This window comes from Microbacter sp. GSS18 (genome assembly GCA_029319145.1).
Lineage (GTDB): Bacteria > Actinomycetota > Actinomycetes > Actinomycetales > Microbacteriaceae > Microbacterium.
In genome coordinates, this window is record CP119753.1 from 3,868,367 (window position 1) to 3,894,614 (window position 26,248).

The window sequence follows — 26,248 nt, forward strand, 5'->3', positions numbered from 1 at the left end:
CATGTCCACTCCACTGCTCAAACTGTCGAACGTCTCGAAGAGCTTCGGTACGAACCAGGCCCTCTCGGACATCTCGCTCGAGGTGAACCCCGGTGAGGTGCTGTGCCTGCTCGGCGACAACGGCGCCGGCAAGTCGACGCTCATCAAGGTGCTCTCGGGGGTTCACAAGCCCTCGTCGGGGACGGTCGAGGTCGACGGCAAGCCGGTCGTCTTCGACAGCCCGAAGGACGCCAGCGACGTCGGCATCGCGACCGTACACCAGTACGGCGGCACGTTCCCTCTCATGTCGGTCGCCCGCTGCTTCTTCGTCGGGCACGAGCCCACCAAGGGCGTGTGGCCGTTCAAGTACTTCGACAAGAAGTCCGCCGGCGAGATCACGGTCCGCGAGATGCAGAAGCTCGGCATCACGCGCGTCACCGACGGCAACCGCCTCACCGGAGCTCTGTCGGGCGGCGAGCGTCAGTCGCTCGCGATCGCCCGCGCGGTGTACTTCGGGGCGCGCGTGCTGATCCTCGACGAGCCCACGTCGGCGCTCGGCGTCAAGCAGTCCACGCACGTGCTGCGCATCATCATGCACGCGCGTGCGCAGGGTATCGCGGTCGTGTTCGTGACGCACAACGTCACGCACGCGATGGCGGTCGGCGACCGGTTCGCCGTGCTCATCCACGGCAAGAAGGCCGACGACTTCCGCAAGGGCGAGCGCACGCGCGAGCAGATCACCGACCTCATGGCCGGTGGCGAGGCGATGGCGGAGCTCGAGGCCGAGCTCGCCGAGCTGACGGCTCCCACCAAGCTGCCCTGACCCGACCTCCCGCCGGGCCGTGTCTCGTGCACGCGGCCCGGCGGGAACCCAGTCCCTTGGGACTCGACGAACTTCCCTACATGTGCTAATGTCAGGACAAATAGTCCACGGTACGAGCACCCCGATCAGAGAGTTGTACAGCGGAGTATGACCGAGAACACCACCCCCCTCGACGTCCTGGCCATCGGCCGGCTCGGCGTCGACATCTACCCTCTGCAGGACGGCGTGGGGCTCGCGGAGGTCGAGACCTTCGGCAAGTACCTCGGGGGCACGGCGGCAAACGTCACCGTCGCCGCCGCCCGCTACGGTCACCGCGCATCGCTCATCTCCCGCGTCGGGGACGACCCCTTCGGCGGGTACCTGCTGGGGGAGCTCGACCGGCTCGGCGTCGGCAACGAGTATGTGCGCCGTGACGCCGATCTGAAGACTCCCGTCACGTTCTGCGAGATCTTCCCGCCCGACGACTTCCCGCTGTACTTCTACCGCGAGCCGAAGGCGCCTGACCTCAACGTCGGCATCGACGACATCGACCTCGACGCCGTTCGTCAGGCCCGCATCTTCTGGTTCACCACCACCGGCCTCAGCGAGGAGCCGAGCCGCGCGGCCCACCACTACGCGCTCGCCGCCCGCACCGGGGGCACCACGATCTTCGACCTTGACTACCGCCCGATGTTCTGGACCGATCCGCGTGAGGCGCATGCCGAGGTCGACGCGGTCCTCCAGCACGCGACGGTCGCGGTCGGCAACCGTGAGGAGTGTGAGGTGGCCGTCGGCGAGACCGATCCCCAGCGCGCGGCCGACGCGCTGCTGGACCGCGGCGTCGAGCTCGCCATCGTCAAGCAGGGCCCCAAGGGCGTTCTCGCCAAGACCCGCAGCGAGTCCGTCGAGGTCCCGCCGTACTGGGTCGACGTCGTCAACGGCCTCGGCGCCGGCGACGCGTTCGGCGGCGCCCTCTGCCACGGCCTGCTGTCGGGCTGGGACCTCGAGCGCATCCTCCGCTTCGCCAACGTCGCCGGCGCCCTCGTCGCATCGCGCCGCGAGTGCTCGACCGCCATGCCCACCTCGGACGAGGTCGAGGCCATCCTGAGCGGAGTGCGCTGACATGGGTGCTCCGATCCTCGCCCCGGCCGACTTCGAAGGCCTGCGCGAACTGCGCGCCCGGCGTCCCGAGCAGCTCGCCGCGATCTACGCCCAGCGCCGTCGGCGCGACATCCTCAACGGCGACGGACGTCTGTTCATCGTTGCGGCCGACCACCCGGCGCGCGGCGCGCTCGCGGTCGGGTCCAACCCGACCGCCATGGCGAACCGGTACGACCTGCTCGAGCGCATGGCCGTCGCCCTGAGCCGACCCGGTGTCGACGGCGTGCTCGGCACGCCCGACATCATCGACGACCTCGCGGCGCTGGGCCTGCTCGACGACAAGATCGTCGTGGGCTCGATGAACCGCGGAGGGCTGCGGGGCGCGTCCTTCGAGATGGACGACCGCTACACCGGGTACGACGTCGCGTCGATGGTCTCCGCAGGGCTCGACTTCGCCAAGACGCTCATCCGCGTGAATCTCGCGGATCCGGCGACCGCTCCCACGCTCGAGGCCACCACGAAGGCGGTGAACGAGGCGGCGGCCGCGGGCCTGCCGATCATGCTCGAGCCGTTCATGAGCCGCTGGGTCGACGGCCGGATCGTCAACGACCTCTCCACGGATGCCGTGATCCTCTCGATCGGGATCGCTTCGGGCCTGGGCGCCAGCAGCGCCTACACCTGGATGAAGCTCCCCGTCGTCCCCGACATGGAGCGCGTCATGGAAGCCACCACCATGCCGACCCTCCTGCTCGGGGGGGACTCCGGCGCAGACCCCGACGAGACGTTCGCCTCGTGGGAGGACGCGCTGGCCCTCCCCGGCGTCCGTGGTCTGACCGTCGGGCGCACCCTCCTCTATCCGCCGGACGGCGATGTCGCGGCAGCCGTAGACATCGCCGCCGGTCTCGTCCACTCCCAGCTTCTGAGCTCGACCACGAAGGAAACCGTCTGATGAGCATCACCGACACCACTCCCGCCACCGCGGGCGCCGACACCGACGTCCGTGTGATCTCGCACTGGATCGATGGGGCCGAGCGCCCGTCGACGAGCGGTCGCACCGCTCCCGTGTACAACCCTGCGACCGGCGCGGTCCAGGCGAACGTCGCCCTGGCCGACCAGGCCGAGATCGACGAGGCGATCGCCTCGGCGCAGCGCGGCTTCGAGGTCTGGAGCGGCTTCTCGATCGCGAAGCGACAGACCGTGCTGTTCGCGTTCCGCGAGCTGCTGAACTCCCGCAAGAAGGAGCTCGCCGAGATCATCACCGCCGAGCACGGCAAGGTCGTCTCGGACGCGATGGGCGAGATCCTGCGCGGTCAGGAGGTCGTCGAGCTCGCGACCGGCTTCCCGCACCTGATCAAGGGCGCGTTCAGCGAGAACGCCTCGACCGGTGTCGATGTGTACTCGCTCAAGCAGCCGCTGGGCGTCGTGGGCGTCATCAGCCCGTTCAACTTCCCGGCGATGGTGCCGATGTGGTTCTTCCCCATCGCGATCGCCGCCGGCAACGCCGTCGTCGTCAAGCCGAGTGAGAAGGACCCGTCGGCGTCGCTGTGGATGGCGCAGCTGTGGAAGGAGGCAGGGCTCCCCGACGGCGTCTTCACGGTCCTGCAGGGCGACAAGCTCGCCGTCGACGGGCTGCTGACGAGCCCCACGGTGCAGTCGATCTCGTTCGTCGGGTCGACGCCGATCGCCCAGTACATCTACGAGACGGCATCCCGCCACGGCAAGCGCGTTCAGGCCCTGGGGGGCGCCAAGAACCACATGCTCGTGCTGCCGGATGCCGATCTCGACCTCGTCGCCGACCAGGCCGTCAACGCCGGCTACGGCGCCGCGGGTGAGCGCTGCATGGCGATCTCGGTCGTCCTCGCCGTCGAGCCCGTCGCCGACGAGCTGGTGGCCAAGATCTCCGAGCGCATCGCGAAGCTGCGCATCGGCAACGGCGCGGGCGTCGACGGCGTGGAGCCGGACATGGGGCCGCTGATCACCGACGTGCACCGCGACAAGGTCTCGGGCTACGTCGACATCGCCGAGGCCGACGGGGCGACCATCGTCGTCGACGGCCGCGGTTTCACCGTCGACGGCCACGAGGACGGGTTCTTCTTCGGCCCGACGCTGCTCGACAACGTCCCCACGACCAGCCGCGCCTACACCGAGGAGATCTTCGGCCCGGTGCTCTCGGTCGTGCGCGTCGAGACGTACGAGCAGGGTCTCGACCTCATCAACTCGGGCCAGTTCGGCAACGGCACCGCCATCTTCACCAACGACGGCGGCGCGGCCAGGCGCTTCCAGAACGAGGTGCAGGTCGGCATGATCGGAATCAATGTCCCGATCCCGGTACCGGTCGCCTACCACTCGTTCGGCGGGTGGAAGCAGTCGCTGTTCGGCGACAGCAAGGCCTACGGCGTGCACGGCTTCGACTTCTTCACGCGCGAGAAGGCGATCACGAGCCGCTGGCTCGACCCGGCCACGCACGGCGGTATCAACCTCGGGTTCCCGCAGAACCACTGACGTACGACGAACCGATACGACGGATGCCGCGTCCCGCGCTCCTCGATGACGAGGGGCGCGGCATCCGATCTGGAGAAGCAACATGGCTGGTGACGAGGGCTGGTTCCGCCGCAAGGGGACCCTGGCGGACGACGGGTGGGAGTCCGTCGTCGACGGGTCGATCCCCGGCTGGCAGCACACGGGCATCCGCGTGGCCGAACTCGCCGAGGGCGATCAGGTCTCGCTGACGGCCCGCGACGTCGAGCGCATCGTCGTCCCGCTCGCCGGCTCGTTCGCCGTCACGCACCACCACTTCCCCGGGGAGTCTGAGACGGTCCTGCAGGGGCGTGCGTCCGTCTTCGACGGACCGACCGACGTGCTCTACCTCCCCAGCGGCACTGCCGCCGAGATCCGCGGACTCGGCCGCGTCGCCGTCGCCGAGGCGCCGAGCACCGCCGGCGGCCAGGTCCGCTACATCCCCGCCGCAGACACCCCCGTCGAACTGCGGGGAGCCGGGCGCTCGAGCCGGCAGGTCCACAACTTCGGCACGCCGCAGGCGCTCGACGCCGACAAACTCATCGTGTGCGAGGTCATCACGCCGGCCGAGAACTGGTCGTCCTATCCTCCCCACAAGCACGACGAGCACCACCCGGGCCACGAGTCGCGCCTCGAGGAGATCTACTACTTTGAGACCGCTCGCGCGCGCGGCGCGGACGCGGGATCCGACGAGGACGCGTTCGGCATGTTCAGCACCTACTCCTCGCCCGCGGGCGATATCGACATCAACGCGATGGTGCGCACCGGCGACATCGCTCTCGTCCCCTACGGCTACCACGGCCCCGCCGTCGCGGCCCCCGGGTACGACCTCTACTACCTCAACGTCATGGCCGGCCCCGACCCCGAGCGGGCGTGGCTCATCAGCGACGACCCCGCCCACGCGTGGGTGCGCGACTCCTGGACAGGCCAGGAGTTCGATACCAGACTCCCGTACACCAGCGACAAGGAAGGCCGGCACTGATGGCGGCGACGAAGCGGATGACGGTCAGCCAGGCGCTCGTGGAGTTCCTGGCCCATCAATGGACCGTCGACGGCGACCTCCGGGAGCGGACCGTCGCGGGCATGTTCGGCATCTTCGGCCACGGCAACGTCGCCGGCATCGGACAGGCCCTCAAGCAGTTGAACGTCGAGCAGCCCGATGCGATGCCGTACTACCAGGCGCGCAACGAGCAGGCGATGGTGCACCAGTCCGTCGGGTACGCCCGCATGCACCGCCGTCGCGGCACGCTCGCGTCGGCCGCCTCGGTCGGCCCGGGCGCGGCCAACATGCTCACCGGCGCGGCACTGGCGACGACCAACCGGATGCCGGCCCTGCTGCTGCCGAGCGATACGTTCGCCACGCGGGTCGCCGACCCCGTGCTGCAGCAGGTGGAGCAGCCGTGGGATACGGGCCTCCAGGTGACGGATGCGTTCCGCCCGGTGTCGAAGTTCTTCGACCGCGTGCAGCGGCCCGAGCAGCTGTACTCGATCGCGCTCGCCGCGATGCGCGTGCTCACCGACCCCGCCGAGACCGGTGCCGTCACGATCGCGCTCCCCGAGGACGTGCAGGCCGAGGCGCTCGACGTGCCGGTGGAATTCCTGCAGGACCGGGAATGGCACATCCGTCGGCCGCTGCCCGAACGCGGACCCCTCGCCCGCGCGGTCGCCGCGATCCGCGCCGCGAAGCGACCGTTCATCGTCGCGGGCGGTGGCGTGCTCTACTCGGGCGCCGAGGAGCAGCTGCGCGAACTCGTCGAGGCCACCGGCATCCCGGTCGGCACCTCCCAGGCCGGCGGCGGCGTCCTCGACTGGGATCACCCGCAGAACCTGGGCGGCGTCGGGGCCACCGGCACGCTCGCGGCGAACCGCCTCGCGGCCGAGGCCGACGTCATCATCGGCATCGGCACGCGCTACAGCGACTTCACCACCGCGTCGCGCACAGCGTTCCAGAACCCGGACGTGACGTTCGTCAACATCAACATCGCCTCGTTCGACGCCTACAAGCACGGCTCGCAGCTGCCGGTCATCGCGGACGCCCGCGAGACGCTGGCCGAGCTCATCATCGAGCTCGAGGGCTTCGAGGTCTCGCCCGATCACGCCGAGCAGATCGCGCGCGAGAAGGCGACGTGGGACGCCGCAGTCGACGAGGCGTTCGCCCCGTCGAGCCTCGAGCTGCCCGGGCAGCCCGAGATCATCGGCGCTGTGCAGGCCGCCAGCGCCCCGGAGGACGTCGTCGTGCAGGCAGCGGGCTCCCTCCCGGGCGACCTCCACAAGCTGTGGCGCGTGCGCGACCCGCTCGGCTACCACGTGGAGTACGCCTTCTCGTGCATGGGCTACGAGATCGCCGGGGGTCTCGGCGCCAAGCGCGGCCTGATCGCCGAGGGCGACGACCGCGACGTGATCGTCATGGTGGGCGACGGCTCGTACCTCATGCTCAACTCCGAGCTGGTCACGGCGGTCGCCGAGGGCATCAAGCTCATCGTCGTGCTCATCCAGAACCACGGCTACGCGTCGATCGGGCACCTGTCCGAGACGGTCGGCTCCGAGCGGTTCGGCACGTGGTACCGCGAATACGACCCCGACAAGCGCAACTTCCAGGGTGAGCAGATCCTCCCGGTGGATCTCGCGATGAACGCCCGCAGCTACGGCATGGACGTCGTCGAGATCGAGCCGAGCCCCATGGCGATCGTCGAGCTGTCCGAGGCCGTCGCGGCGGCCAAGGCGTCCGACCGCTCGACCTTCATCCACATCAACAGCGACCCGCTCATCTACGCGCCCGACGGCGCGGGGTGGTGGGACGTCCCGGTCCCCGCGACCTCGACGCTGGAATCGACCCAGCGCGCCCGCACCGAGTACCTCGAGCAGCAGGCGGCCCAGCGGCCCCTGCTCGGCTGACCCGCCATCCGACACTCCTCACCAGAGAGAGCCTCATGACCGACACCGCCCTCACGGCCGCCTCGTCGCTCGCGGGCGAGAACCCCGGGCTGCGCATAGGCACCGCCCCGGACTCGTGGGGCGTGTGGTTCCCCGACGACCCGAAGCAGGTTCGGTGGCAGCGGTTCCTCGACGAGGTCGTCGCGGCGGGCTACTCGTGGATCGAGCTCGGACCGTACGGATACCTGCCCACCGATCCGCACGAACTCGAGGACGAGCTGGGCTCGCGCGGCCTGAAGCTCTCGGCCGGCACCGTGTTCACAGGCTTCCACAAGGGCGACGACCAGTGGCAGCGCGCGTGGGATCAGGCTCTCGCGGTCGCGGGGCTCGCCTCGAAGCTCGGCGCCGAGCACCTGGTGGTCATCCCCGACCTGTGGCGCAGCGACGCCACGAGCGAGGTGCTCGAAGCGCGCACCCTGACCGACGAGCAATGGGCGAAGCTCGCCGCCGGGCACGACCGGCTCGGCAAGGCGCTGCGGGAGGAGTTCGGCGTCAGGCAGCAGTTCCACTCGCACGCCGACAGCCACGTCGGGACGACCCGCGAGGTCCTGCGCTTCCTCGACGAGACCGACCCGCGCTACACCAACCTGTGCCTGGACACCGGCCACTTCGCCTACTACGGCGGCGACAACGTGGCGCTCATCCAGGATCGCCCCGACCGCATCGGCTACCTCCACCTGAAGCAGGTCGATACATCGCTGCTGTTCGACGTGCTCAAGAACGACGTGCCGTTCGCGGATGCCGTGAGCCAGGGCATCATGATCGAACCGCCCCACGGCGTGCCCGACCTCGCCCCGATCATCGAGGCCGTCGCCGCGATCGATCCCGACATCTTCGCGATCGTCGAGCAGGACATGTACGGCTGCGCCGTCGACTCCCCGTTCCCCATCGCCAAGCGGACCCGCGAGCACATCTTCGGATGCACGCATCTGGCCCGCGTCCACTGACCCACATCTCATCGGAGAGAGAACAATGACCAACGACCTTCGCATCGGCGTCGTCGGCGCCGGCCTCATGGGCGCCGACCACATCACCCGCATCACGCGGCGCATCAACGGCGCCGTCGTCTCGGCGGTCGTCGAGCCGGATGCCGGCCGAGCCGCCGCCGCGGCGGCCGACGCGCCTGGCTCGCAGGCGTTCGCGAGCATCGAGGACGCGATCGCGGCGGATGCCGTCGACGCCGTCCTGATCGCGACGCCGGGGAGGTTCCACGAGCCGGTCATCGTGCCGTCGCTCGAGGCGAGGCTGCCGATCCTGTGCGAGAAGCCGCTGACGCCGGACTCGGCATCGGCGCTGCGCATCCTCGAGCTCGAGCAGAAGCTCGACCGGCCGCACATCCAGGTCGGCTTCATGCGCCGCTTCGACGACGAGTACCAGGCTCTGCGCGACCTCATCGCCTCGGGCGAGCCGGGTGAGCTCATGATGCTCCGCTGCGTCCACCGCAACCCGTCGGTGCCCGACTCGTACACGCAGCAGATGCTCATCAACGACTCGGTCGTGCACGAGTTCGACGTCGTGCCGTGGCTCGCCGGGTCGCCGGTCGCCTCGGTCGAGGTGAAGTTCCCCCGCCGCAACTCGCTGTCGCCCGTCCACCTGCGCGAGCCGATCCTCGTGCTGATGCAGCTCGAGAACGGCGTCCACGTCGACGTCGAGATGAACGTCAGCGTGCAGTTCGGGTATCAGGTCGCCACCGAGGCGGTGTTCGAGAAGGGCCTCGCCCGCATCGGTCAGCCGTCGGGCCTGCAGCAGTGGCGCGACGGCCGGTTCAGCATCGCCGACCACACGAGCTTCGTGACCCGCTTCGCGCCCGCGTACGACGCCCAGATCCAGCGCTGGGTCGACGCCGTGCAGGACGGCAGCCTCATCGACGGACCGAACGCCTACGACGGCTACCGCGTCGCGCTCGCGTGCGAGGCCGGCGTGAAGGCCCTCGAGGGCGGCGGTGTCGTCCCCGTCGAATCCACCGCACGCCCCGCGTTCTACGCCTGACACCGCAGAAGCCCGATCGCTCCGAAGGAGGAGCCCCATGGTCCGCATCGCGCTCGACCCGACCCCGTACCACCACGACTTCTCGCTGCTGGAGTTCCCCGAGGTCACCGCACGCCTCGGCTACGAGCACTTCCAGCTGACGCCGCACGTCGACTTCACGCCGTTCTTCCGATACCCGAAGGCCGACGACGACCTCGTCGCGAAGCTGAAGAAGGGGGTGTCCGACGCGGGCGTCTCGATTCCGGCGATCCTGCCCGTCCACCGCATCTCGTGGCCCGACGAGCCGCAGCGCGAGGCCGCGGTGCGCAACTTCCGCCGCGTGATCCAGCTCGCGGTCGAGCTCGGCATCCCGGTCATCAACACCGAGTTCTCGGGGCGCCCGGAGCGCTCCGAGGAGTCCGAGGCCGCGTTCTACCGGTCGATGGAGGAGCTGCTGCCGATCATCGAATTCGAGGGCCTGAAGCTCAACATCGACCCGCACCCCGACGACTTCGTCGAGGACGGCCTCGAGGCGTGGCGCGTGCTGCGCGGGCTCAACTCGCCGGCCGTCGGCTTCGTATACGTCGCGTCGCATACGTTCCACTACGGCGACCGCGCCACGACGCTCCTCCCCGAGATCGGCGAGCGTCTCGGCACCGTCTACACCGCCGACACCTTCGACCACACCCGTTCGCACGGTCTGCGCTACATCTCGAACCCGCCCGGCAACACCGCCCGCGTGCACCAGCACCTGAGGATCGGCGACGGCGACGTCGACTGGGACGAGCTGTTCGGCACCCTGCGCTCGATCGGCTACCTCGCCCGCGAGGACGCCCTCGTCGTCTCGAACGTCTTCGCCGAGGACGAGACAGCCGACGAGGTGTCCCGCTACCAGCTGCAGCGCCTGCGCGAGCTCATCGGCTGACGGGCGGCCCGCGCCGGTAGCATGACGGCGGAGGTGGTCGCCGGATGATACCCCCGGAGGAGGTCTCGGAGGCCGCCGCCACGGCCGGGCCGACGCGTGGCGGGGCATCCCGGAGCGCGACGATCTACGACGTCGCCGACGTGGCCGGAGTGTCGGCGCAGACGGTGAGCCGTGTCCTCCGCGGAGTCGAGGGTGTCCGGCCGGTGACCCGCGATCGCGTGATGAAGGCGCTCGACAAGCTCGACTACAAGCCGAATGAGGCCGCGCGCACTCTGCGAACGCGCCGGGTCAACCGAATCGGCGCGCTGGTTCACGCCGTCAGTTCGACCGGACCCGGCAGGACTCTCGAAGGCGCCGCCCTCGCGGCCCGTCGTCACGGCTACGTGCTGGATATCGTCCCCATGGACGGGGACGATCCGGCATCGATCGCGATGGCCTTCGCGCTCGCGGCAGAACACCAGATCGTCGGGATCATCGCGACCGCGCACACGGATGCGGTCCGCGCGACCCTCGCGCGGCAAGCGGGTTCACTTCCCGTCGTGGTCGGCGCGACCACCACGCCCGAGGGCTTCGACATGACCCACGATGAGGCGATCGGTGCGCTCGCGGCAGAGCACCTCGCCTCTCTCGGGCATCGTGATCTCGCCTACCTCGGCGGACCCGCGTCGTGGGACCCCGCGAATGAGCGGGCCCGCGGATTCACCGCTCGTGCCGAGCGGCTGGGTGCCCGTGTGGTCTGGTCGGTCTCCGCGGACTGGTCCGCGGCTGCGGGCTACGCCGCAACGGAGTCGCTGCTCGGCACCGATTCCGGAGCGACGGCTCTCGCGACGGCGAACGACGCGACGGCGGTCGGCGCCATTTCGGCGATGGCGGCGCACGGCCTCTCGGCGCCGGAGGATCTCAGCGTGATCGGCGCGGACGACGTGCCGGAAGCGCGCTTCCACCTCCCAGCGCTGACCACCATCGCGCTCGACTTCGAGGGCGAGGGCGCGGGCCTCGTCGAGCAGCTTCTCTTCGACGTCGGTGAGCTCACCGACGCGGCAGCGGTGACGGCTCCGGCACCGCCGCGGCTCGTCGTGCGCGAATCGACCGCGGCCCGATCCTGAGCCCGGCGACGGGGGCACCGCGCTCGCCGTTTCCCTTCCCACGGTCGCCTTCAAGCGTGAGGGCACCGTCGTGGAGTCCTGCACGTGCAACCCCGGGGTGAGGATCTCGGTTCGGCGACGGCAGGAAACGTGGCTTGCGCACCAGCGGTCTCACCCCTATAGTCCAATGTTATCGATAGCAAATGTTATCGATGCCAAGAAGCACGAGGGACTACCCGCCCCTCGCTGCAATCCACTCGAAACGCCGCGAGGACGCGGCGGGGAGGCGAATCAACGATGAAGTCACGCACCATGAGGCTGCTCGCCGCGGGGACGGCACTGTCCGTCGCCGCGGTCCTCGGCGGCTGCTCGTCGGCGAGTTCCGGCTCGGACGAGACCACCGACAGCGGGCTCGGCTACGAGAACTGGAAGCCCAACGACGCCCGGCCCGACGACGAGATCCACGTGCTTGTCCTCGGCGACTCGGTCGCAGAGGTCGAGCAGGCCGCCGCCGACCGTTTCAACGAGACGTCGGACATCAAGGTCATCATCGACACCGGACCCACCGCCGGCGTCGAGTACAACACCCAGGTCCGCACGCAGATCGGCACCGCGACCGGCCCTGACATCTTCATGAGCTGGGGCTCGGCGGGCATCCAGCCTCTCGTCGACGCCCAGGCGCTGCTTCCCCTCGACGGGTTCATCGAGGAGGACCCGGCGCTGCGCGACTCGTTCCTGCCCTCTGTGTTCGAAGAGGAGGTCATCGACGGCAAGGCGTACGGCATCCCGATGCGAGGCGTGGCCCCGGAGTTCCTCTACTACAACACCGAGGTGCTCGCCGACGCGGGTCTCGAGCCGCCGGCGTCGTGGGACGAGCTGCTCGCTCAGATCCCCGTTCTGCAGGACGCCGGTGTGATCCCGTTCGCGCTTGCCGGTGCCGACAAGTGGCCCGAGCAGATCTGGTTCCAGTTCCTCTACGCCCGCATGATCGGCAACGACGAGGTCGCGAAGGGCCTCGCCGGCGACACGTCGGTGTGGGAGTCGGACGGCTCCTACGAGGCGCTCGACATGATCAGCGAGCTCATCGACGCCGGCGCCTTCGGGTCGAACTACGCCTCGGTCTCGTACGGCGCTGATGGCACCGCCGCGCTGCTGCGCACCGGCAAGGCCGCATACGACCTGATGGGATCGTGGCACTTCGGCACGATCGGCGACACCGCGAACCTGGGCTGGGCTCCGTTCCCGTCGGTGTCGGGTGGCGACGGCCAGGATGGTGAGATCGCCGGAAACCTCAGCAACTTCTACAACGTCGTCGCGGACACCAAGTACCCCGAGACCGTGCGCGACTTCCTGAAGGAGCTGTACAGCGACGACTTCCTGAACGGTCAGCTGAGCTTCGGCAACACGCCTCCGACCACGAACGCGGCGGACCTCATCGCGGCCGACACCAGCCTCGACGACAAGACCAAGGAGCACCTCACCTTCGTGGTGAACCTGGTCGCCGACGCCCCGACGTTCCAGCTGTCCTGGGACCAGACGGTTCCCGCATCGCAGGCACCGGCCAGCCAGGACGCCGCTGCGGACTTCTTCAACGGAGTGATCGACGCGCAGGGCTTCGTCGACGCGATGAACTCGGTGGTGACGGGCGGCTAGCCCGCGGATCTCCGCCACCAGCCACCCATCGATCCAGAAAGCAACATCATGACCCGTCCTCTCGCACAGGACGCGGACACCAGGAAGCGGGGCGGCCTGCACGGTGCAGGCCGCCCCGGCTTCGTCTGGTCGCTGCCCGCGTTCCTCTTCTTCGCACTGTTCGCGCTCGCGCCCCTGGCGGTGGCCATCTACCTCTCCTTCACGGATTACCAGGGCATCCCCGTGATCCCGCCGCAGTGGACGGGCCTGGACAACTGGACCCGGCTGTTCAGCGATCCGGCCATGTACCGCAGCCTGGTGGTCACCATCGTCCTCATCGTCCTCGCCGTCCTCACCCAGGTGCCGATCTCGCTCCTGATCGGAGTATGGGCGGCCGGCTTCCAGAAGTCTCGGGCGATCGTGGTCTCGCTGTACTTCATCCCGCTGCTGATGTCGTCCGCGGCGATCACGGTGCTGTTCGCGTCCTTGGTCGATCCGAACTTCGGCATCCCCGCCGTCCTGACCGAGGTGTTCAACCTCCCGCCCGACAACATGTTCTCGAATCTGCTGGGCAACCAGTGGACGGCGATCGGCGTGATCGCGTTCATCTACCTGTGGGGCTCCTCACCGCTGCACACCCTGCTCTACCAGGGCGGCGCGCGAGCCATTCCCGAGGTCCTCTACCAGGCGGCCTCGCTCGACGGTGCCGGCAAGGTCCGTCAGTTCTTCAGCATCACGATCCCGCAGCTGAAGAACACGATCATCACCTCGACGATCATCATGGTCGTCGGCACCTTCACCTCGTTCGACATCATCCTGCTGCTGACCCGTGGCGGTCCCAGCGGCGGCACGTCGAACCTGCCCTACTTCATGTACGACAAGGGCATCACGTCGCTGGACTTCGGCTATGGAAGCGCCGTCGCCGTGCTCCTGATCGTCATCGCGATGTTCGTCTCGATCGTCATGGTCCGGGTCACCGGCTACGACAAGATGCAGAGCACTCTGGAGGGAATCTGATGCGTACTCGTCCCGCCTGGGTCGCCGGCATCTTCGCAGCCGTCTGGCTGCTGGTCGTCCTGATCCCTGTCTACGTCATGGTCCGTGCCGCGTTCTCCAGCCAGGAGGACTACGGCGCCACCGGGCCGATCGGCTGGTTCAATCCCCTCACCTTCGAGAACTTCGTGTACTCGTTCGAGAGCGGCTTCGGAAAGTACCTGCTCAACTCGGGCATCGTCACCGTCGGCACGATGATCGTCATCGCGATCCTCGTCCCGCCCCTGGCCTACGTCATCGTGCGCGGCAACAGCCGCTGGGTGCGGATGGTGTTCCAGGTCATGCTGTTCGGCCTGGCGATCCCCGCGCAGGTGGTCGTGATCCCGCTGTACTTCCTCATCGTCCAGGTGGGGCTGTACGACACCCTGCTCGGTGTGATCCTGCCGACCGTCGCCTTCGCGATCCCGCTGTGCACGCTCGTGCTGTCCAGCAGCATGCGCGAGATCTCACCCGAGCTCTACGAGGCCATGTCGATCGACGGCGCCGGACCGCTCCGCACGTTCTTGACCATGGTCCTTCCCCTGTCGAAGGGCGGCATCGCCGCGATCGTCGTCTACGCGGCGCTGCAGGCGTGGAACAACTACTTGATCCCGCTGACCCTGACCCGGTCGGAGGACATCCGCGTCGCGACGCTCGGGCTCGGCATCTTCCGCAAGGAGTACGCCTTGAACGTTCCCGGGCTCATGTCCGCGGTCGTCCTGACGATCATCCCGATGATGCTGATCTACATCTTCGCCCGTCGAGCCCTGGTCCGCGGCCTCATGGGAGTGGGCGGCAAGTGAGGGATGCAGCAACGCGACCTCACCCGTCTCGGACCGCTGGCGAACGGGCGGCCGTGCTCCTCGCTCAGATGACGCTCGAGGAGAAGATCGCGCAGCTCGGCAGCACGTGGCCGGGCGCCGAGGAGGCGACCGGCGATGTCGCCCCGATGCAGGACGTCCACCGCGCAGCGGAGTCCTTCGCCGACGCGATCCGCGACGGCCTCGGCCAGCTGACCCGCACGTACGGCACCGCCCCGATATCGGCGGCCGATGGTGCGGCCGCGCTGGCCGAGCGCCAGCGCCGGGTCGTCGCCGCGAACCGCTTCGGCATCCCCGCGATGGCGCACGAGGAATGCCTCACCGGCGTCACCGCGTGGGGGTGCACCGTCTACCCGACCCCCCTCGCGTGGGGTGCGAGTTTCGATCCTGCGCTCGTCGAGGAGATGGGCGCCCGGATCGCGGGCGATCTCCGGGCGCTCGGCGTCCACCAGGGGCTCGCGCCCGTGCTCGATGTCGCCCGTGACTACCGATGGGGGCGGGTCGAGGAGACGATGGGGGAGGACCCCCATCTCGTCGCGACGGTCGGCACCGCATACGTCTCGGGCATCGAGTCTGCGGGCATCGTGGCAACGCCGAAGCACTTCGCCGGGTACGCGGCATCCCGTGCGGGCCGAAACCACGCGCCGGTGTCGATGGGGCCGCGCGAGTTCGCCGAGGTCTGCCTGCCGCCGTTCCAGCACGCACTCGGCGTCGCCCGCTCGGTCATGACCGCCTACACCGATCGCGACGGGGTTCCGGCGACGATCGACCGGGAGCTTCTCGACCGCACACTACGTGAGAGCTGGGGATTCGAGGGGACCGTCGTCACCGACTACTGGGCGATCCCCTTCGTCGCGACGATGCACGGGGTGGCCGGCGATGGGTTCAGCGCGGGGGAGATGGCTCTCGCAGCCGGATGCGACGTGGAGCTGCCCCACACCAGCACGTTCGCCCGCCTTGCGGATGCCGTGGCCGCCGGCCGTGTAGACGAGGCGATGATCGACCGCGCCGTGTTGCGCGTGCTCACTCAGAAGGCTGAGCTCGGTCTCCTCGAGCCCGGGTGGTCCGCAGACCTCGATGTCACGGGCCTGGATCCGGACTCGCCGGAGAACCGCGACGTCGCCCGGCGTCTCGCCGAGGAATCGATCGTCGTGCTCCGCAACGACGGCATCTTGCCGCTGGCCGGCGGGCTCGGTCGGATCGCGGTCCTCGGCCCGATCGCCGAGGACGTCAACTGCCTGTTCGGCTGCTATTCGTTCCCCAACCACGTTCTTCCCCATCACCCGGGGCTGGAGATCGGCGTCGACGCGCGGTCGTACATCGATGCGATCCGCGACGCCGTCCCCGATGCCCAGATCACGGCCGCCCCCGGCGCATCCCTGTTCGACGACGGGGCCGGTGACCTCGACGTGGCGATCGCCGCGGCGTGCGGCGCGGACATCGCGGTGGTCTTCGTCGGCGACCGCTCCGGCATGTTCGGGCTCGGCACGTCTGGCGAAGGATGCGATGTCGCCGATCTGCGCCTGCCGGGCAGTCAGCAGCAGCTCGTCGACAGCGTCATCGCGACCGGCACGCCGACCATCGTGGTGGTCAGCTCGGGCCGGCCCTACGCCCTCGCCGACTCGATCGATTCCGCGCGAGCGGTGATCCAGGCGTTCCAGCCGGGGCAGGAAGGAGGTCGCGCGCTCGCCGGCATCCTCACCGGAGCAGTGAATCCGTCCGGGCGACTGCCGGTCCAGGTGCCGCAGCCCGATGCGCCGCAGCCGGGGACGTATCTGGCGCCCAGACTCGGTCGGCACTCCGACGGGATCAGTTCTCTGGACCCCACGCCGCGGTTCCCCTTCGGTTACGGCCTGTCCTTTACGACGTTCGAGCGCGCGCTGACCGGTCCTATCGCCGCCTCGATGCCGAGCGATGGCTCGGTCAGGATCGAGGTCGACATCGAGAACGCCGGCGACGTGCCGGGTGCCGACATCCCGCAGCTGTACGTGTCGTACGACGTGTCGACGGTCGTCCAGCCGGTGCGCAGGCTCATCGGCTTCGCCCGAGTGCCCGTCGACCCGGGCGCCACGCGCCGGGTGACCTTCGACGTGCCGGCCGATGCCCTGTCGTACATCGGTCGCGATCTCGAGCGGGTCGTCGAACCGGGAGCCGTCATGCTCACGGTCGCCTCGTCGGCGGCGGATCCCGGAATCGAGATCCCCGTGGCCGTCACCGGTGTCGCCCGCGTCGTGCGCGGTCTTCCGTCGACGGTCGCCGTGGCGCTGGATCCTACGCTGTAGGGGCCGCGATGACCCCGAGCACTCCCGATCGGCGCAGGCCGGCGACGGTCTACGACGTCGCGGAGGCGGCCGGTGTATCCGCCCAGACCGTATCCCGATTCCTGTCGGGCTACGAGGGCATCCGGCCGGTCACCCGCGCCAAGGTGGAGGCGGCCCTGGCACGGCTGGATTACCGACCGAACCGCGTCGCTCAGGCCCTGCGGACCCGGCGTTCCCGGCGCATCGGCGTCGTGATCCACGAGATGTTCGCCTTCGGGCCCGCCGGCCTCCTGCGGGGCGCGACCCGGCGTGCTCGCGAGGACGGCTACACACTGACGATCGTGGGCGTCGACAGCGAGGACGAGGTCGCCGTGGCCTCCGCCTTCGCGGCCTTCGAAGAAGAGCAGGCGGCGGGCATCATGGCCGTCACGCTGACGGACAGCGTCCGCCATGCCGTCGACGCGCGGTCCACCGGCGTCCCGATCCTCGTCGACCCGGCCGAGGTCGTCCGGGAGGGGGCGTCGTTCAATGAAGCGGGCGCCGCGCTGGCCGCGCGCCACCTGGTCGCGCTCGGGCACCGGCGTGTGGCCATGCTGACCGGCCCCGAACACTGGCTGCCCGCTCGCCAGCGCCGTGAGGGTTTCGTCGCCGAGCTCGCCGATGGGCCCGCCGAGTGCGTCCGCGTATGGCGTGGCGACTGGTCGGCCGAGTCGGGCGATCGCGCCGCACGCGACCTCGATCCTGCCGACGGCATCACCGCGATATTCGCCGCGAACGACGCCGGCGCGATCGGCCTCACCCACGGACTGCTGGCTCGCGGCATCCGCGTTCCCGAGGACGTCTCGGTGATCGGCTTCGACGCAACCCCCGACTCCGCCTTCGGGCGCCCCGAGGTGACCACGATCGACGCGCACTACGAGGAGCAGGGGCGCGTGGCGATGGACGCCCTGCTGGCGCAGATCGAGGAGCGAGCGCCGTCGCCCGCGCCTGCAACACCGCCGCACCTCGTCGTGCGCGGCTCCACCGGTCCGCCGCCTCCGGGCTCCGACTTCACGCTTCCCGCACACCCCCGAACCCTGGAGATCACGTGACGACGCCGTCCGACCTCAACAGCCGCATTCTCTTCGGAGCCGCCTTCTACGACGAGTACCGCGTCAGCGGCACCCTCGACCGCGATCTGGACCTCATGGCAGAGGCGGGGTTCTCCGCCATCCGCGTCGGGGAGTCGGTCTGGTCGACGTGGGAGCCCGAGCCCGGGCGGTTCGAGCTCGATTGGCTCGAGCCCGTCCTCGACGGGGCCGCCGCCCGAGGCATCGACGTCGTGCTCGGCACCCCCACCTACGCGATTCCGCAGTGGCTGCAGCGGATGCATCCCGAGATCGCCGCGGAGGACGCCACCGGGCGTCGGGTCCCCTGGGGATACCGCCAGGAGATCGACTACATGAACGTCGACTTCCGCCGTCACGCCGAGCGCGTCATCCGTGCCGTCGTCGGCCGCTACGCGGATCATCCCGCCGTGATCGGGTTCCAGGTCGACAACGAGCCCGGGCTGCACCTGCTGCACAACCGGGATGTGTTCGAGGGGTTCGTCGCCCACCTCCGCGCGAAGTACGGCACCGTCGACGAGATCAACCGCGCGTGGGGTCTGACCTACTGGTCGCATCTGCTGAGCGACTGGGGTGACCTGTGGCTTCCCGACGGCAACTCGTTCCCGCAGTACGACCTCGAGTGGCGCCGCTACCAGGCCGAAGTGGTGAACGACTTCATCGCGTGGCAGGCCGGCATCGTCCGCGAGTACGCCTCCCCGCAGCAGTGGGTGACGACGTGCATCTCCTACGAGCGGCCCGCCGTGGAGGACGTCGGGATGTCGCGTGCCCTCGACATCCCTTCGGGAAACGCCTACTACAAGATGCAGGAAGCCCTGCGCATCGGCGTCGAGGTTCCGCGCCCCGAGATCTGGTGGTCGTCGGGCGTCTGGGGCCTGTACGAGCAGGGCGACCGGATGTACTCCTCCGCGCAGGCGCCGTTCCTCGTGACCGAGACCAACGCACAGTCGATCGGTCAGTCGCACTGGCAGAACCATCCGCCGTATCCCGGACAGATCGAGCTGTGCGCGTTCGCGCTCATCTCGCGCGGCGCCCGCATGATCGAGTACTGGCAGTGGCAGACGATGTCGACCGGCGTCGAGACCTACTGGGGCGGCATCCTTCCGCACAGCGGACGTCCCGGGCGCATCTACCGCGAGATCGCGGCGCTCGGCGCGCGCATCCGCGAGATCGAGCCCGTGCTCGGCGGGTATGAGCCGGATGCCGATGTGACGCTGCTCTACTCGACGGACACCAAGCGTGCCTTCGAGTTCTACCCGCCACTCGCCGACGCCGACGGCGGCCCGGACCGCCTGTCCTACCTGCGGATCTTCGATGCGTTCTATCGGGGCGCCTTCGAGAGCGGGCTGCAGACGCGCATCCTCCACGACTCGCAGCTGGCCGGGCTCGATCCGCGGTCGCTCGCCTCGCGGCATCCGGTGCTCGTGGCGCCGTCGCTCTACATCGCAGACGACGACGAGCTCGCGCTGCTCGTCGAGTACGCGAAGGCGGGAGGTCACCTCGTGGTGGGCATCCGGAGCGGCTACGGCGACGAGCTGGCCCGGGCGCGGGCCGAGGTCGCCCCCGGACCGCTCGCGCAGGCCGCCGGCATCACGTACGAGGAGTACAGCTCGCTCGACGAGCCCCTCCCGGTGGCCGGTGACGCCGTCTCGGCGGGCTCGGGCACGGCGTGGGCGGATCGCCTCGAGCTCGCCGGCGCCGAGTCGCTCATGACGTACCGCGCCGGCGTGTACCAAGGGCTTCCCGCCGTGACGACCCACGAATTCGGAGACGGGCGTGTCACCTATGTCGGCACGGTTCCCGATGCGGCCCTCGCGCGGGCCGTGCTCGGGTGGGCGGTGCCCGAGCCGCTCGGCGGCGCGTGGGCGGCCGACCCGACGGTCGCCCTCGCGTCCGGCACCACGGCCGCGGGCCGCGTGTGGTTCGCGTCGAACTGGTCGGGCGAGGCCGCGGTCGTCACCGCACCGCGCACGATGGTCCAGGGCGGTGAGACGGTGTCGGCCGGGACGCGCGTCGAGCTCGCGCCCTGGTCGGTGGCTGTGCTCGTCGAAGGGCTCTCCTCGGTGACCGAACCCGCGATCGAGTAGCGCCGGACGCGCGCGGCGAGAGGGCCGACTCCGTGACGGGGAGCGGGCCTTCGGGCGCCCGGTGGTCAGACGGATGCCGCAGCGGATGCCGTCGAGCGCCGGACGACGAGATCGGCATGCAGCGCGGGCTCGTTCGCCGCCGGCTCACCGGCGATCTTCGCGAGCAGGGCGTTGAAGGCGGCTCGGCCCTGCGCGGCGAAGTCGACGCGCAGCGTCGTCAGCGGCGGTGAGAAGTACGCGGCCTCGGGGATGTCGTCGACGCCGGCGACGCTGATGTCGGTGGGGACGCTCAGACCGCGGTCGTGCAGCGCGAGCATCGCGCCCAGTGCCATCTGGTCGTTCGCGGCGATTATCGCCGTCGCTCCGCCGAGATCGGCGGCCGACGCGACCGCGTCGTAGCCCGAACGCGCCGACCAGTCGCCGTAGAGCACGTCGGCGGACGCGAGTCCACGGGCCTCGAGTGCTCGGGAATAGGCGCGCGACCGGTTCCGTGCCGCCGACCAGTCGCGGGGACCAGCGATGTGGAGGAAGGTGCGATGGCCCAGCTCGACGAGGTGATCGAAGAGGGCGGGGAAGCCGAACTCGGTCAGCTCGGAGGGCACCTCGCCGCTCGTGTCATCGGGCTCGGCCGCGAGGTGGACCGGCACGCCGAAATCCGCCTGCGAGAGCGCCTCGGACATCGCATCGGTGGATGAGAGCACCATGACGCCGGCCAGGTCGTGGCGTCGGAGCAGGTCGAACGAGCGATCCAGAACGTCCGGTCGCGTCAGATCGGCCGTGATGAGGTCGAGGACGTACCCGGCATCGCGTGCGGCCTCGGTGGCGCCCTGCACGATCTTGCCCGGCCCGAACTGATCGAGCTCGTGGGTGACCAGGCCGACGCGGAGCGAGCGCCCCGACGTCAGCGCGCGCGCTGCGAGGTTGGGGCGATAGTCCAGGTCCCTGAGCGCCTTCTCGACCCGCCCGCGGGTCGCGGGGCGAATGCCTTCGAAGCCCTTGAGGTAGCGCGTCACCGTCTGATGCGACACGCCGGCCGCGAGGGCCACGTCGTAGATCGTGGCGGGACGTCCGGTGCGCCCGGTCGAGGCGCGGCGCTGTGTCGACAGCGCGACTCGTCGCGGCACCGGCTCGCCCTCGAGCGCCGCGCCGGGAGCGCCCGCGGGCTGCTGCTCGACCATCAGCCTCCTCCCACCGCCACTCGTGGTGTGTCCACCCACCGTACCCCCGCGTGCGGTCGCGGCCGATCGGGGCGAAACGGCTGACGCGACATGACGGCTATGTGGTCGGCAACATTCACCTTCGGCGAGACCTATGTTTCCGGCAACATCGATGCTATCGTTCCCGAACCGCAACGGGTCGCGCACCTCGTGCCGAAACACCCGTCGGGCCCGCCGACGACTCGAAGGAGAGTTCATGTCATCGAAGACGAAACGACTGCTGGTGACGGGGGCGATGGCATCCGCGCTCCTGCTGCTCCCCGTGGGGGCCGCCCACGCGTACACGCCCACGCCGGACGTCCTGTACGAGCTCCCGGCCGACGCCGACTGCCTCAAGGGCCTGGGGAACTGTGCCATCTACCCCAAGTCGGTCCAGCTTCCGAGCGGGCGCATCGTCGCGTCGTTCGAGCGCTCCGTCGTCGGGGCATCGGGCAGTGCCGATGGGCAGACGCTGCCGATCTACGTCAGCGACGACGGCGGCGACAACTGGCAGCACCTGGCCGAGGTCGAGGCGCCGGCCTACATGTCGGGCGACCCGGCGTACGGCGCGTACATCAGCAACTGGACGAACCCCAACCTCTATGTGCTTCCGGAGGCCGTCGGGAACCTCGCGGCCGGCACCCTGCTGCTCGCGAGCGTCGTGTCGGGTGACGATCACTACTACCTCGAGCACAAGGCCGCGGACCCGAATTGGACGCCGAACAATGACGGCGACCGTTCGGACATCGCGATCGCGCTCTACTCGAGCACCGACGAGGGCGCCAGCTGGAGCTTCGAGAACATCATCGCCACCGGCGGATGGCAGGGCGGGTCGGCCGGCGCCACGGGCGTCAACATCGCCGATGCCAACCAGTTCGCCCAGATCGACCCGGTGTGGGAACCGCATCTCATGGCGCGAAACGGCGAGCTCGTCGCCTACTACTCCGACGAGAACGACTATCTCGCGTTCGACCCGAGCACGGGCGTGCCCACGGTCGACCCGAACAACGCGACGGCTCCGGACTCGGGTGCGCAGATCCTCGCGCACCGCACGTGGGACGGCACCAGCGCGGCGTGGAGCGGACCGATCGTCGACGTCTCGGGCGATACCTTCAGCTGGAACGGCGGGCAGCAGATCGGCGGCGGCCGTCCGGGCATGGCGTACGTGGCCCCGACCACGGACGGCCAGTGGATGCTGACGTTCGAGTACTTCGGAGGCGGCGCGAACGTGCGCTTCAAGATGGTCGGCGACCCGCTGGCCTTCTCCTCCGACGGCGACCCGAACGGCCGCGAGATCAGCCTCGCCAGCGGCCAGCAGGGCGACCTGCCCTTCGCGCCCGGGTCACGGGGTCTGACGTGGGGAGGCAGCCCCGTGGTCAAGGCGCTGCCCGACGGCCGGCTGGTCTACAACGCCGCGGGCAGCGGAGACATCTGGGTGAACGAGTCCGGCGCCAGCGACGGCGTGTGGACGCAGTTCCAGACCGCGATGCCGGGCGGGTACTCACGCAACCTCCAGTACGACGCGGTCACCGGCCAGATCCTGATCCTCCAGGCCGCATGGGAGGGTGCGACGACGCCGTCGACCGTCCGGTTCGGCCACGTGGACCTCGGCCACACGACGGACGCCTACTACAGCGTCGTCAACCGTGCCACGGGGCAGGTGATCGGGACGGGCGGGAACATCACCGACGCCAACATCGGAAACGGCGACGTGGCCGACGTCCGTCTCGAGGGCTTCGGCGCATCCCCTGTCGCCGACACCCAGTACTGGCACGTGGTCACCAAGGCCGACGGCGCGGCGACGCTGCTGAACAAGTCCGGCGGGCGCGCCGCGGCGATCTGGGGCGGCAACGCGTATGCGGGGGCGCAGATCGGGCAGTGGGTCGACGACACGTCGTCGGGCCTGTGGAACATCGTGCCGACGACCGGGGACTACGTCCGGCTGCAGTCGGCTGCGGACGAGTCGCTCTATCTCACCGGCGCATCCGGCGGTGCGGCGCTGACGCTCGCGGCCTTCGTCGACGACGGCACCCAGGAGTGGCAGCTGTACGCCGAGGGCGCCACGCCCCCGTCGGATACGACGGCGCCGGACGTGTCGGCGTCGGTCGCCGGGCGCACGCTCACGCTCACCGCGACCGATGACGCGTCCGGTATCGCTTCGATCGAGTACCGCAAGGCGGGGGCCGGCGGCTGGACGTCGTACGCGGGCCCGGTGACCTTCAACGGAAAGAAGTCCATCGACCTCGAGTATCGAGCGACCGACGGAGCCGGCAACGTCTCTGCGGTGGGGGCGATCACCGTCCCCTAGCGGGCAGACCCGACTGTCCGCCGCGCGAGGGGACCCGGTACCGCCGGGTCCCCTCGTCTTTGCCGGAATCACGGGGATGTTATCGGAAACATTTTTTCGGGCCGAGTGTATGTTTCCGGCAACATTGATGCTACGGTCGGGGGACGTCATCGAGGACGCGCAACTGCCGTGGACGTCGATGACGCCCACATCACGAGTCGAAGGAGAGCTCATGTCGTCGTGGAAGACGAAAGGGGTTGCGGCCACCGGGGCCGCTCTCGCGCTGCTGTTCGCCCCGCTGGCCCCCGCGCAGGCCTACGACCCGGACGGCGGAATCCTGTACGAGGTCGGCGAACAGGACTGCCTGAAGGGCCTCGGCAACTGCGCCGTCTACCCGAAGTCCGCGCAGCTGCCGAGCGGGCGGATCGTCGCCGCATTCGAGCGGTCCACCGTCGTCACCTATGCCGACGGGACGACCGGCGCGGTGGGCCAGACCATGCCCATCTACAAGAGCGACGACGACGGCGACACGTGGCAGCCGCTCACGGAGGTCCAGGCGCCCGCATTCCTGTCGGACGACCCTCAATACGACCCGTACACGAGCAACTGGACCAACCCCTACCTCTACGTCCTCCCGGAGGACGTGGGTGACCTCGCCGCGGGCACCCTCTTGCTCGCGAGCGTCGTGTCGGGCGAGGACGAGTACTACCGGGAGCAGAAGGCCGCGGATGCGACCTGGGTTCCGGACAACGACGGAGACCGCCGCGACGTGTCGATCGCGCTGTTCTCGAGCGCCGACGACGGCGCCTCATGGGGCCTCGTCGACATGATCGCCGCGGGTGGCTGGCAGGGCGGCAGCGCCGGCGCCTCCTTCTCGCACGTCGCAGAGGCCAACGAGTACGGCCAGGTCGACCCGCTGTGGGAGCCGCACCTGATGGTCCACGACGGCCAGCTGGTCGCGTACTACTCGGACGAGAACGAGTACCTCGGCTATGACGCCGCGACCGGCATCCCTGCCATCGACCCCGACAACGACACCGCGATCGATGGGGGCGGGCAGATCCTCGTGCACCGCACGTGGGACGGCACCAGCGGTTCGGCGTGGAGTGAGCCCGTCGTCGACGTCGCCGGGCAGACGTTCAGCACGCGCTGGGCGTGGGACGACGACGCTGAGCAGTGGGTCGAGCTCGATCTCGGCAAGGACCTCATCGGAGGCGGCCGACCCGGCATGACGACGGTGGTACCCACCACCGATGGCAAGTGGCTGATGACATTCGAGTATTGGGGCGACCCGTGGTGGATGGCCAACAACCGCTACAAGATCTCGGACAGCCCGGTCGACTACTTCAGCGACGGCGACGTCGACGGCATCCCGGTGGGGGACATCGATGACGCGCAGACCGTGGGCCTGCCGTTCGACGAGTACTCCCAGGGACTGTCGTGGGGCGGCAGCCCGGTGCTCGTCGCCCTGCCGGACGGCCGGCTGCTCTACAACGCCTCGGGCAGCGGCGACGTGTGGATGAACGAGTCCGGTGCGAGCGACGGAGTCTGGACGCAGCTCAACACGACCCTGGACGGCGGGTACAGCCGCAACCTCCAGTACGTCGAGGGGACCGGCCGCGTGGTCATCCTGCAGGGGACGTGGGGCGGACCCGACGTCGGTGCCGTGATCCGGTACGGCGACGTCGACCTCGGTCACAGTGTCGGCGACTACTACACCGTTGTGAACCGTGCGACGGGTCAGGTCCTCGGCACGGACGGGAACATCGCCGATGCGCAGGCATCATGGAACGTGCCTCGCCACGACGACGTCCAGCTCGAGGATGCGGGAGCATTCCGGGCCGACACGCAGGCGTGGCACGTGGTCGATGAGGGCGAGGGGACGATGGAACTGCTCAACCAGTCGGGAGGGCGCTCGGTCTCGACGTGGGGAGCCCCCGGGTTCGACGGACAGGAAATCGTGCAGTGGGTCGATGAGGCCGACGGCGGACGCTGGGACCTCGAGGCCACCGAAGACGGCTATCTCCGATTCCGCGCGCATGGCTTCGACGACCTCTATCTCGCCGGCGGAGCCGACGGTGATGTGGCGCTGCGCGCGTCCGCCGACGATGGAACCCAGGACTGGTCGCTCATTCCGGTGGGCGAAGTCCACGGTCCGACGTTCACCGTCAAGGACGGGGCGCAGTGGACCGTGGGCGAGGACGGCGTGTATCGGAAGGTCTCGTACACGGTTCACGCACCGTCGTTCTGGCTCGCTTCGGTCACGGTGAACGGCATCGAGCAGGACGGTGTCGTCGGTGCGAGCTTCGACCTCGACAAGCTGACGCCCGACTTCCCCGGCGTCGTGCGCGGTGTGAACGTCGTGGAGGCGACCGATGTGCTCGGCAACACCACGACGATCGAGTTCACGATCGGCAAGAAGCAGAAGTAGAGGCGACGGGAACCCCGGCATCGAGCGCGCCCGACGCTCGATGCCGGGGCTCCCGACTCCTCCGACGGCGCACGAGCGTCGGGC

19 protein-coding genes are annotated in these 26,248 nt (G+C 69.4%); 18 read left to right on the forward strand and 1 reads right to left on the reverse strand.

Annotated elements, in window-relative coordinates; genetic code table 11:
• Position 1 precedes the first annotated feature (1 nt).
• The 16 genes from P0L94_17950 to P0L94_18025 all read left to right on the forward strand — a co-directional run bounded on the left by P0L94_17950 (position 2) and on the right by P0L94_18025 (position 20,250).
• Positions 2-802: an ATP-binding cassette domain-containing protein gene (locus P0L94_17950; protein ID WES64334.1), complete on the forward strand. Its 801-nt coding sequence runs from the start codon at positions 2-4 to the stop codon at positions 800-802.
• A gap of 147 nt (positions 803-949) precedes the next feature.
• Positions 950-1,903: a 5-dehydro-2-deoxygluconokinase gene (gene iolC / locus P0L94_17955; GenBank protein WES64335.1), complete on the forward strand. Its 954-nt coding sequence runs from the start codon at positions 950-952 to the stop codon at positions 1,901-1,903.
• Between the two features lies 1 nt (position 1,904).
• Positions 1,905-2,831, forward strand: a complete 927-nt coding sequence (locus P0L94_17960) for a deoxyribose-phosphate aldolase (GenBank protein WES64336.1) — start codon at positions 1,905-1,907, stop codon at positions 2,829-2,831.
• Positions 2,831-4,384: a CoA-acylating methylmalonate-semialdehyde dehydrogenase gene (locus P0L94_17965; protein WES64337.1), complete on the forward strand. Its 1,554-nt coding sequence runs from the start codon at positions 2,831-2,833 to the stop codon at positions 4,382-4,384. Before P0L94_17960 ends, P0L94_17965 begins: the two co-directional genes overlap by 1 nt.
• 82 nt (positions 4,385-4,466) lie before the next feature.
• A complete protein-coding gene (iolB, locus tag P0L94_17970; GenBank protein WES64338.1) occupies positions 4,467-5,381 on the forward strand; it encodes a 5-deoxy-glucuronate isomerase in 915 nt (304 codons plus the stop codon).
• On the forward strand, positions 5,381-7,294 hold the full coding sequence (gene iolD, locus P0L94_17975) for a 3D-(3,5/4)-trihydroxycyclohexane-1,2-dione acylhydrolase (decyclizing) (GenBank protein ID WES64339.1): 1,914 nt from the start codon (positions 5,381-5,383) through the stop codon (positions 7,292-7,294). Before iolB ends, iolD begins: the two co-directional genes overlap by 1 nt.
• A 35-nt stretch (positions 7,295-7,329) precedes the next feature.
• Positions 7,330-8,280 carry a sugar phosphate isomerase/epimerase gene (locus P0L94_17980; protein WES64340.1) on the forward strand — a complete coding sequence of 317 codons (951 nt, stop codon included), beginning with the start codon at positions 7,330-7,332 and terminating at the stop codon, positions 8,278-8,280.
• Positions 8,281-8,305: 25 nt separating this feature from the next.
• Positions 8,306-9,322, forward strand: coding sequence for a Gfo/Idh/MocA family oxidoreductase (locus tag P0L94_17985; GenBank protein WES64341.1), 1,017 nt, complete (start codon positions 8,306-8,308; stop codon positions 9,320-9,322).
• Between the two features lie 37 nt (positions 9,323-9,359).
• Positions 9,360-10,226, forward strand: a complete 867-nt coding sequence (locus P0L94_17990) for a sugar phosphate isomerase/epimerase (GenBank protein ID WES64342.1) — start codon at positions 9,360-9,362, stop codon at positions 10,224-10,226.
• Positions 10,227-10,270: 44 nt separating this feature from the next.
• Positions 10,271-11,332 (forward strand): LacI family DNA-binding transcriptional regulator, encoded by a 1,062-nt coding sequence (locus tag P0L94_17995; GenBank protein WES64343.1) that lies wholly within the window; start codon positions 10,271-10,273, stop codon positions 11,330-11,332.
• A gap of 276 nt (positions 11,333-11,608) precedes the next feature.
• Positions 11,609-12,964 carry an extracellular solute-binding protein gene (locus tag P0L94_18000; GenBank protein WES64344.1) on the forward strand — a complete coding sequence of 452 codons (1,356 nt, stop codon included), beginning with the start codon at positions 11,609-11,611 and terminating at the stop codon, positions 12,962-12,964.
• Positions 12,965-13,012: 48 nt separating this feature from the next.
• Entirely contained in the window at positions 13,013-13,960 is a 948-nt protein-coding gene (locus tag P0L94_18005; GenBank protein WES64345.1) for a sugar ABC transporter permease, read from the forward strand.
• Positions 13,960-14,778, forward strand: a complete 819-nt coding sequence (locus tag P0L94_18010) for a carbohydrate ABC transporter permease (GenBank protein ID WES64346.1) — start codon at positions 13,960-13,962, stop codon at positions 14,776-14,778. Before P0L94_18005 ends, P0L94_18010 begins: the two co-directional genes overlap by 1 nt.
• A 53-nt stretch (positions 14,779-14,831) precedes the next feature.
• The gene (locus P0L94_18015; GenBank protein WES64347.1) at positions 14,832-17,078 is read left to right on the forward strand and encodes a glycoside hydrolase family 3 N-terminal domain-containing protein; all 2,247 of its coding nucleotides are present in this window, start codon (positions 14,832-14,834) and stop codon (positions 17,076-17,078) included.
• Between the two features lie 8 nt (positions 17,079-17,086).
• Complete coding sequence (locus P0L94_18020) at positions 17,087-18,148, forward strand: LacI family DNA-binding transcriptional regulator (GenBank protein WES64348.1); 1,062 nt, start codon at positions 17,087-17,089, stop codon at positions 18,146-18,148.
• Positions 18,145-20,250 (forward strand): beta-galactosidase, encoded by a 2,106-nt coding sequence (locus P0L94_18025; protein WES64349.1) that lies wholly within the window; start codon positions 18,145-18,147, stop codon positions 20,248-20,250. The genes P0L94_18020 and P0L94_18025 overlap by 4 nt, the downstream gene beginning before the upstream one ends.
• A gap of 65 nt (positions 20,251-20,315) precedes the next feature.
• On the opposite strand, the gene P0L94_18030 is transcribed toward P0L94_18025, so the two are convergent.
• On the reverse strand, positions 20,316-21,428 hold the full coding sequence (locus P0L94_18030; GenBank protein WES64350.1) for a LacI family DNA-binding transcriptional regulator: 1,113 nt from the start codon (positions 21,426-21,428) through the stop codon (positions 20,316-20,318).
• Between the two features lie 235 nt (positions 21,429-21,663).
• Between P0L94_18030 and P0L94_18035 the strand changes: the two genes are divergently transcribed.
• Positions 21,664-23,754 (forward strand): RICIN domain-containing protein, encoded by a 2,091-nt coding sequence (locus P0L94_18035; protein WES64351.1) that lies wholly within the window; start codon positions 21,664-21,666, stop codon positions 23,752-23,754.
• Between the two features lie 211 nt (positions 23,755-23,965).
• Positions 23,966-26,164 carry an RICIN domain-containing protein gene (locus P0L94_18040; GenBank protein WES64352.1) on the forward strand — a complete coding sequence of 733 codons (2,199 nt, stop codon included), beginning with the start codon at positions 23,966-23,968 and terminating at the stop codon, positions 26,162-26,164.
• Positions 26,165-26,248 lie beyond the last annotated feature (84 nt).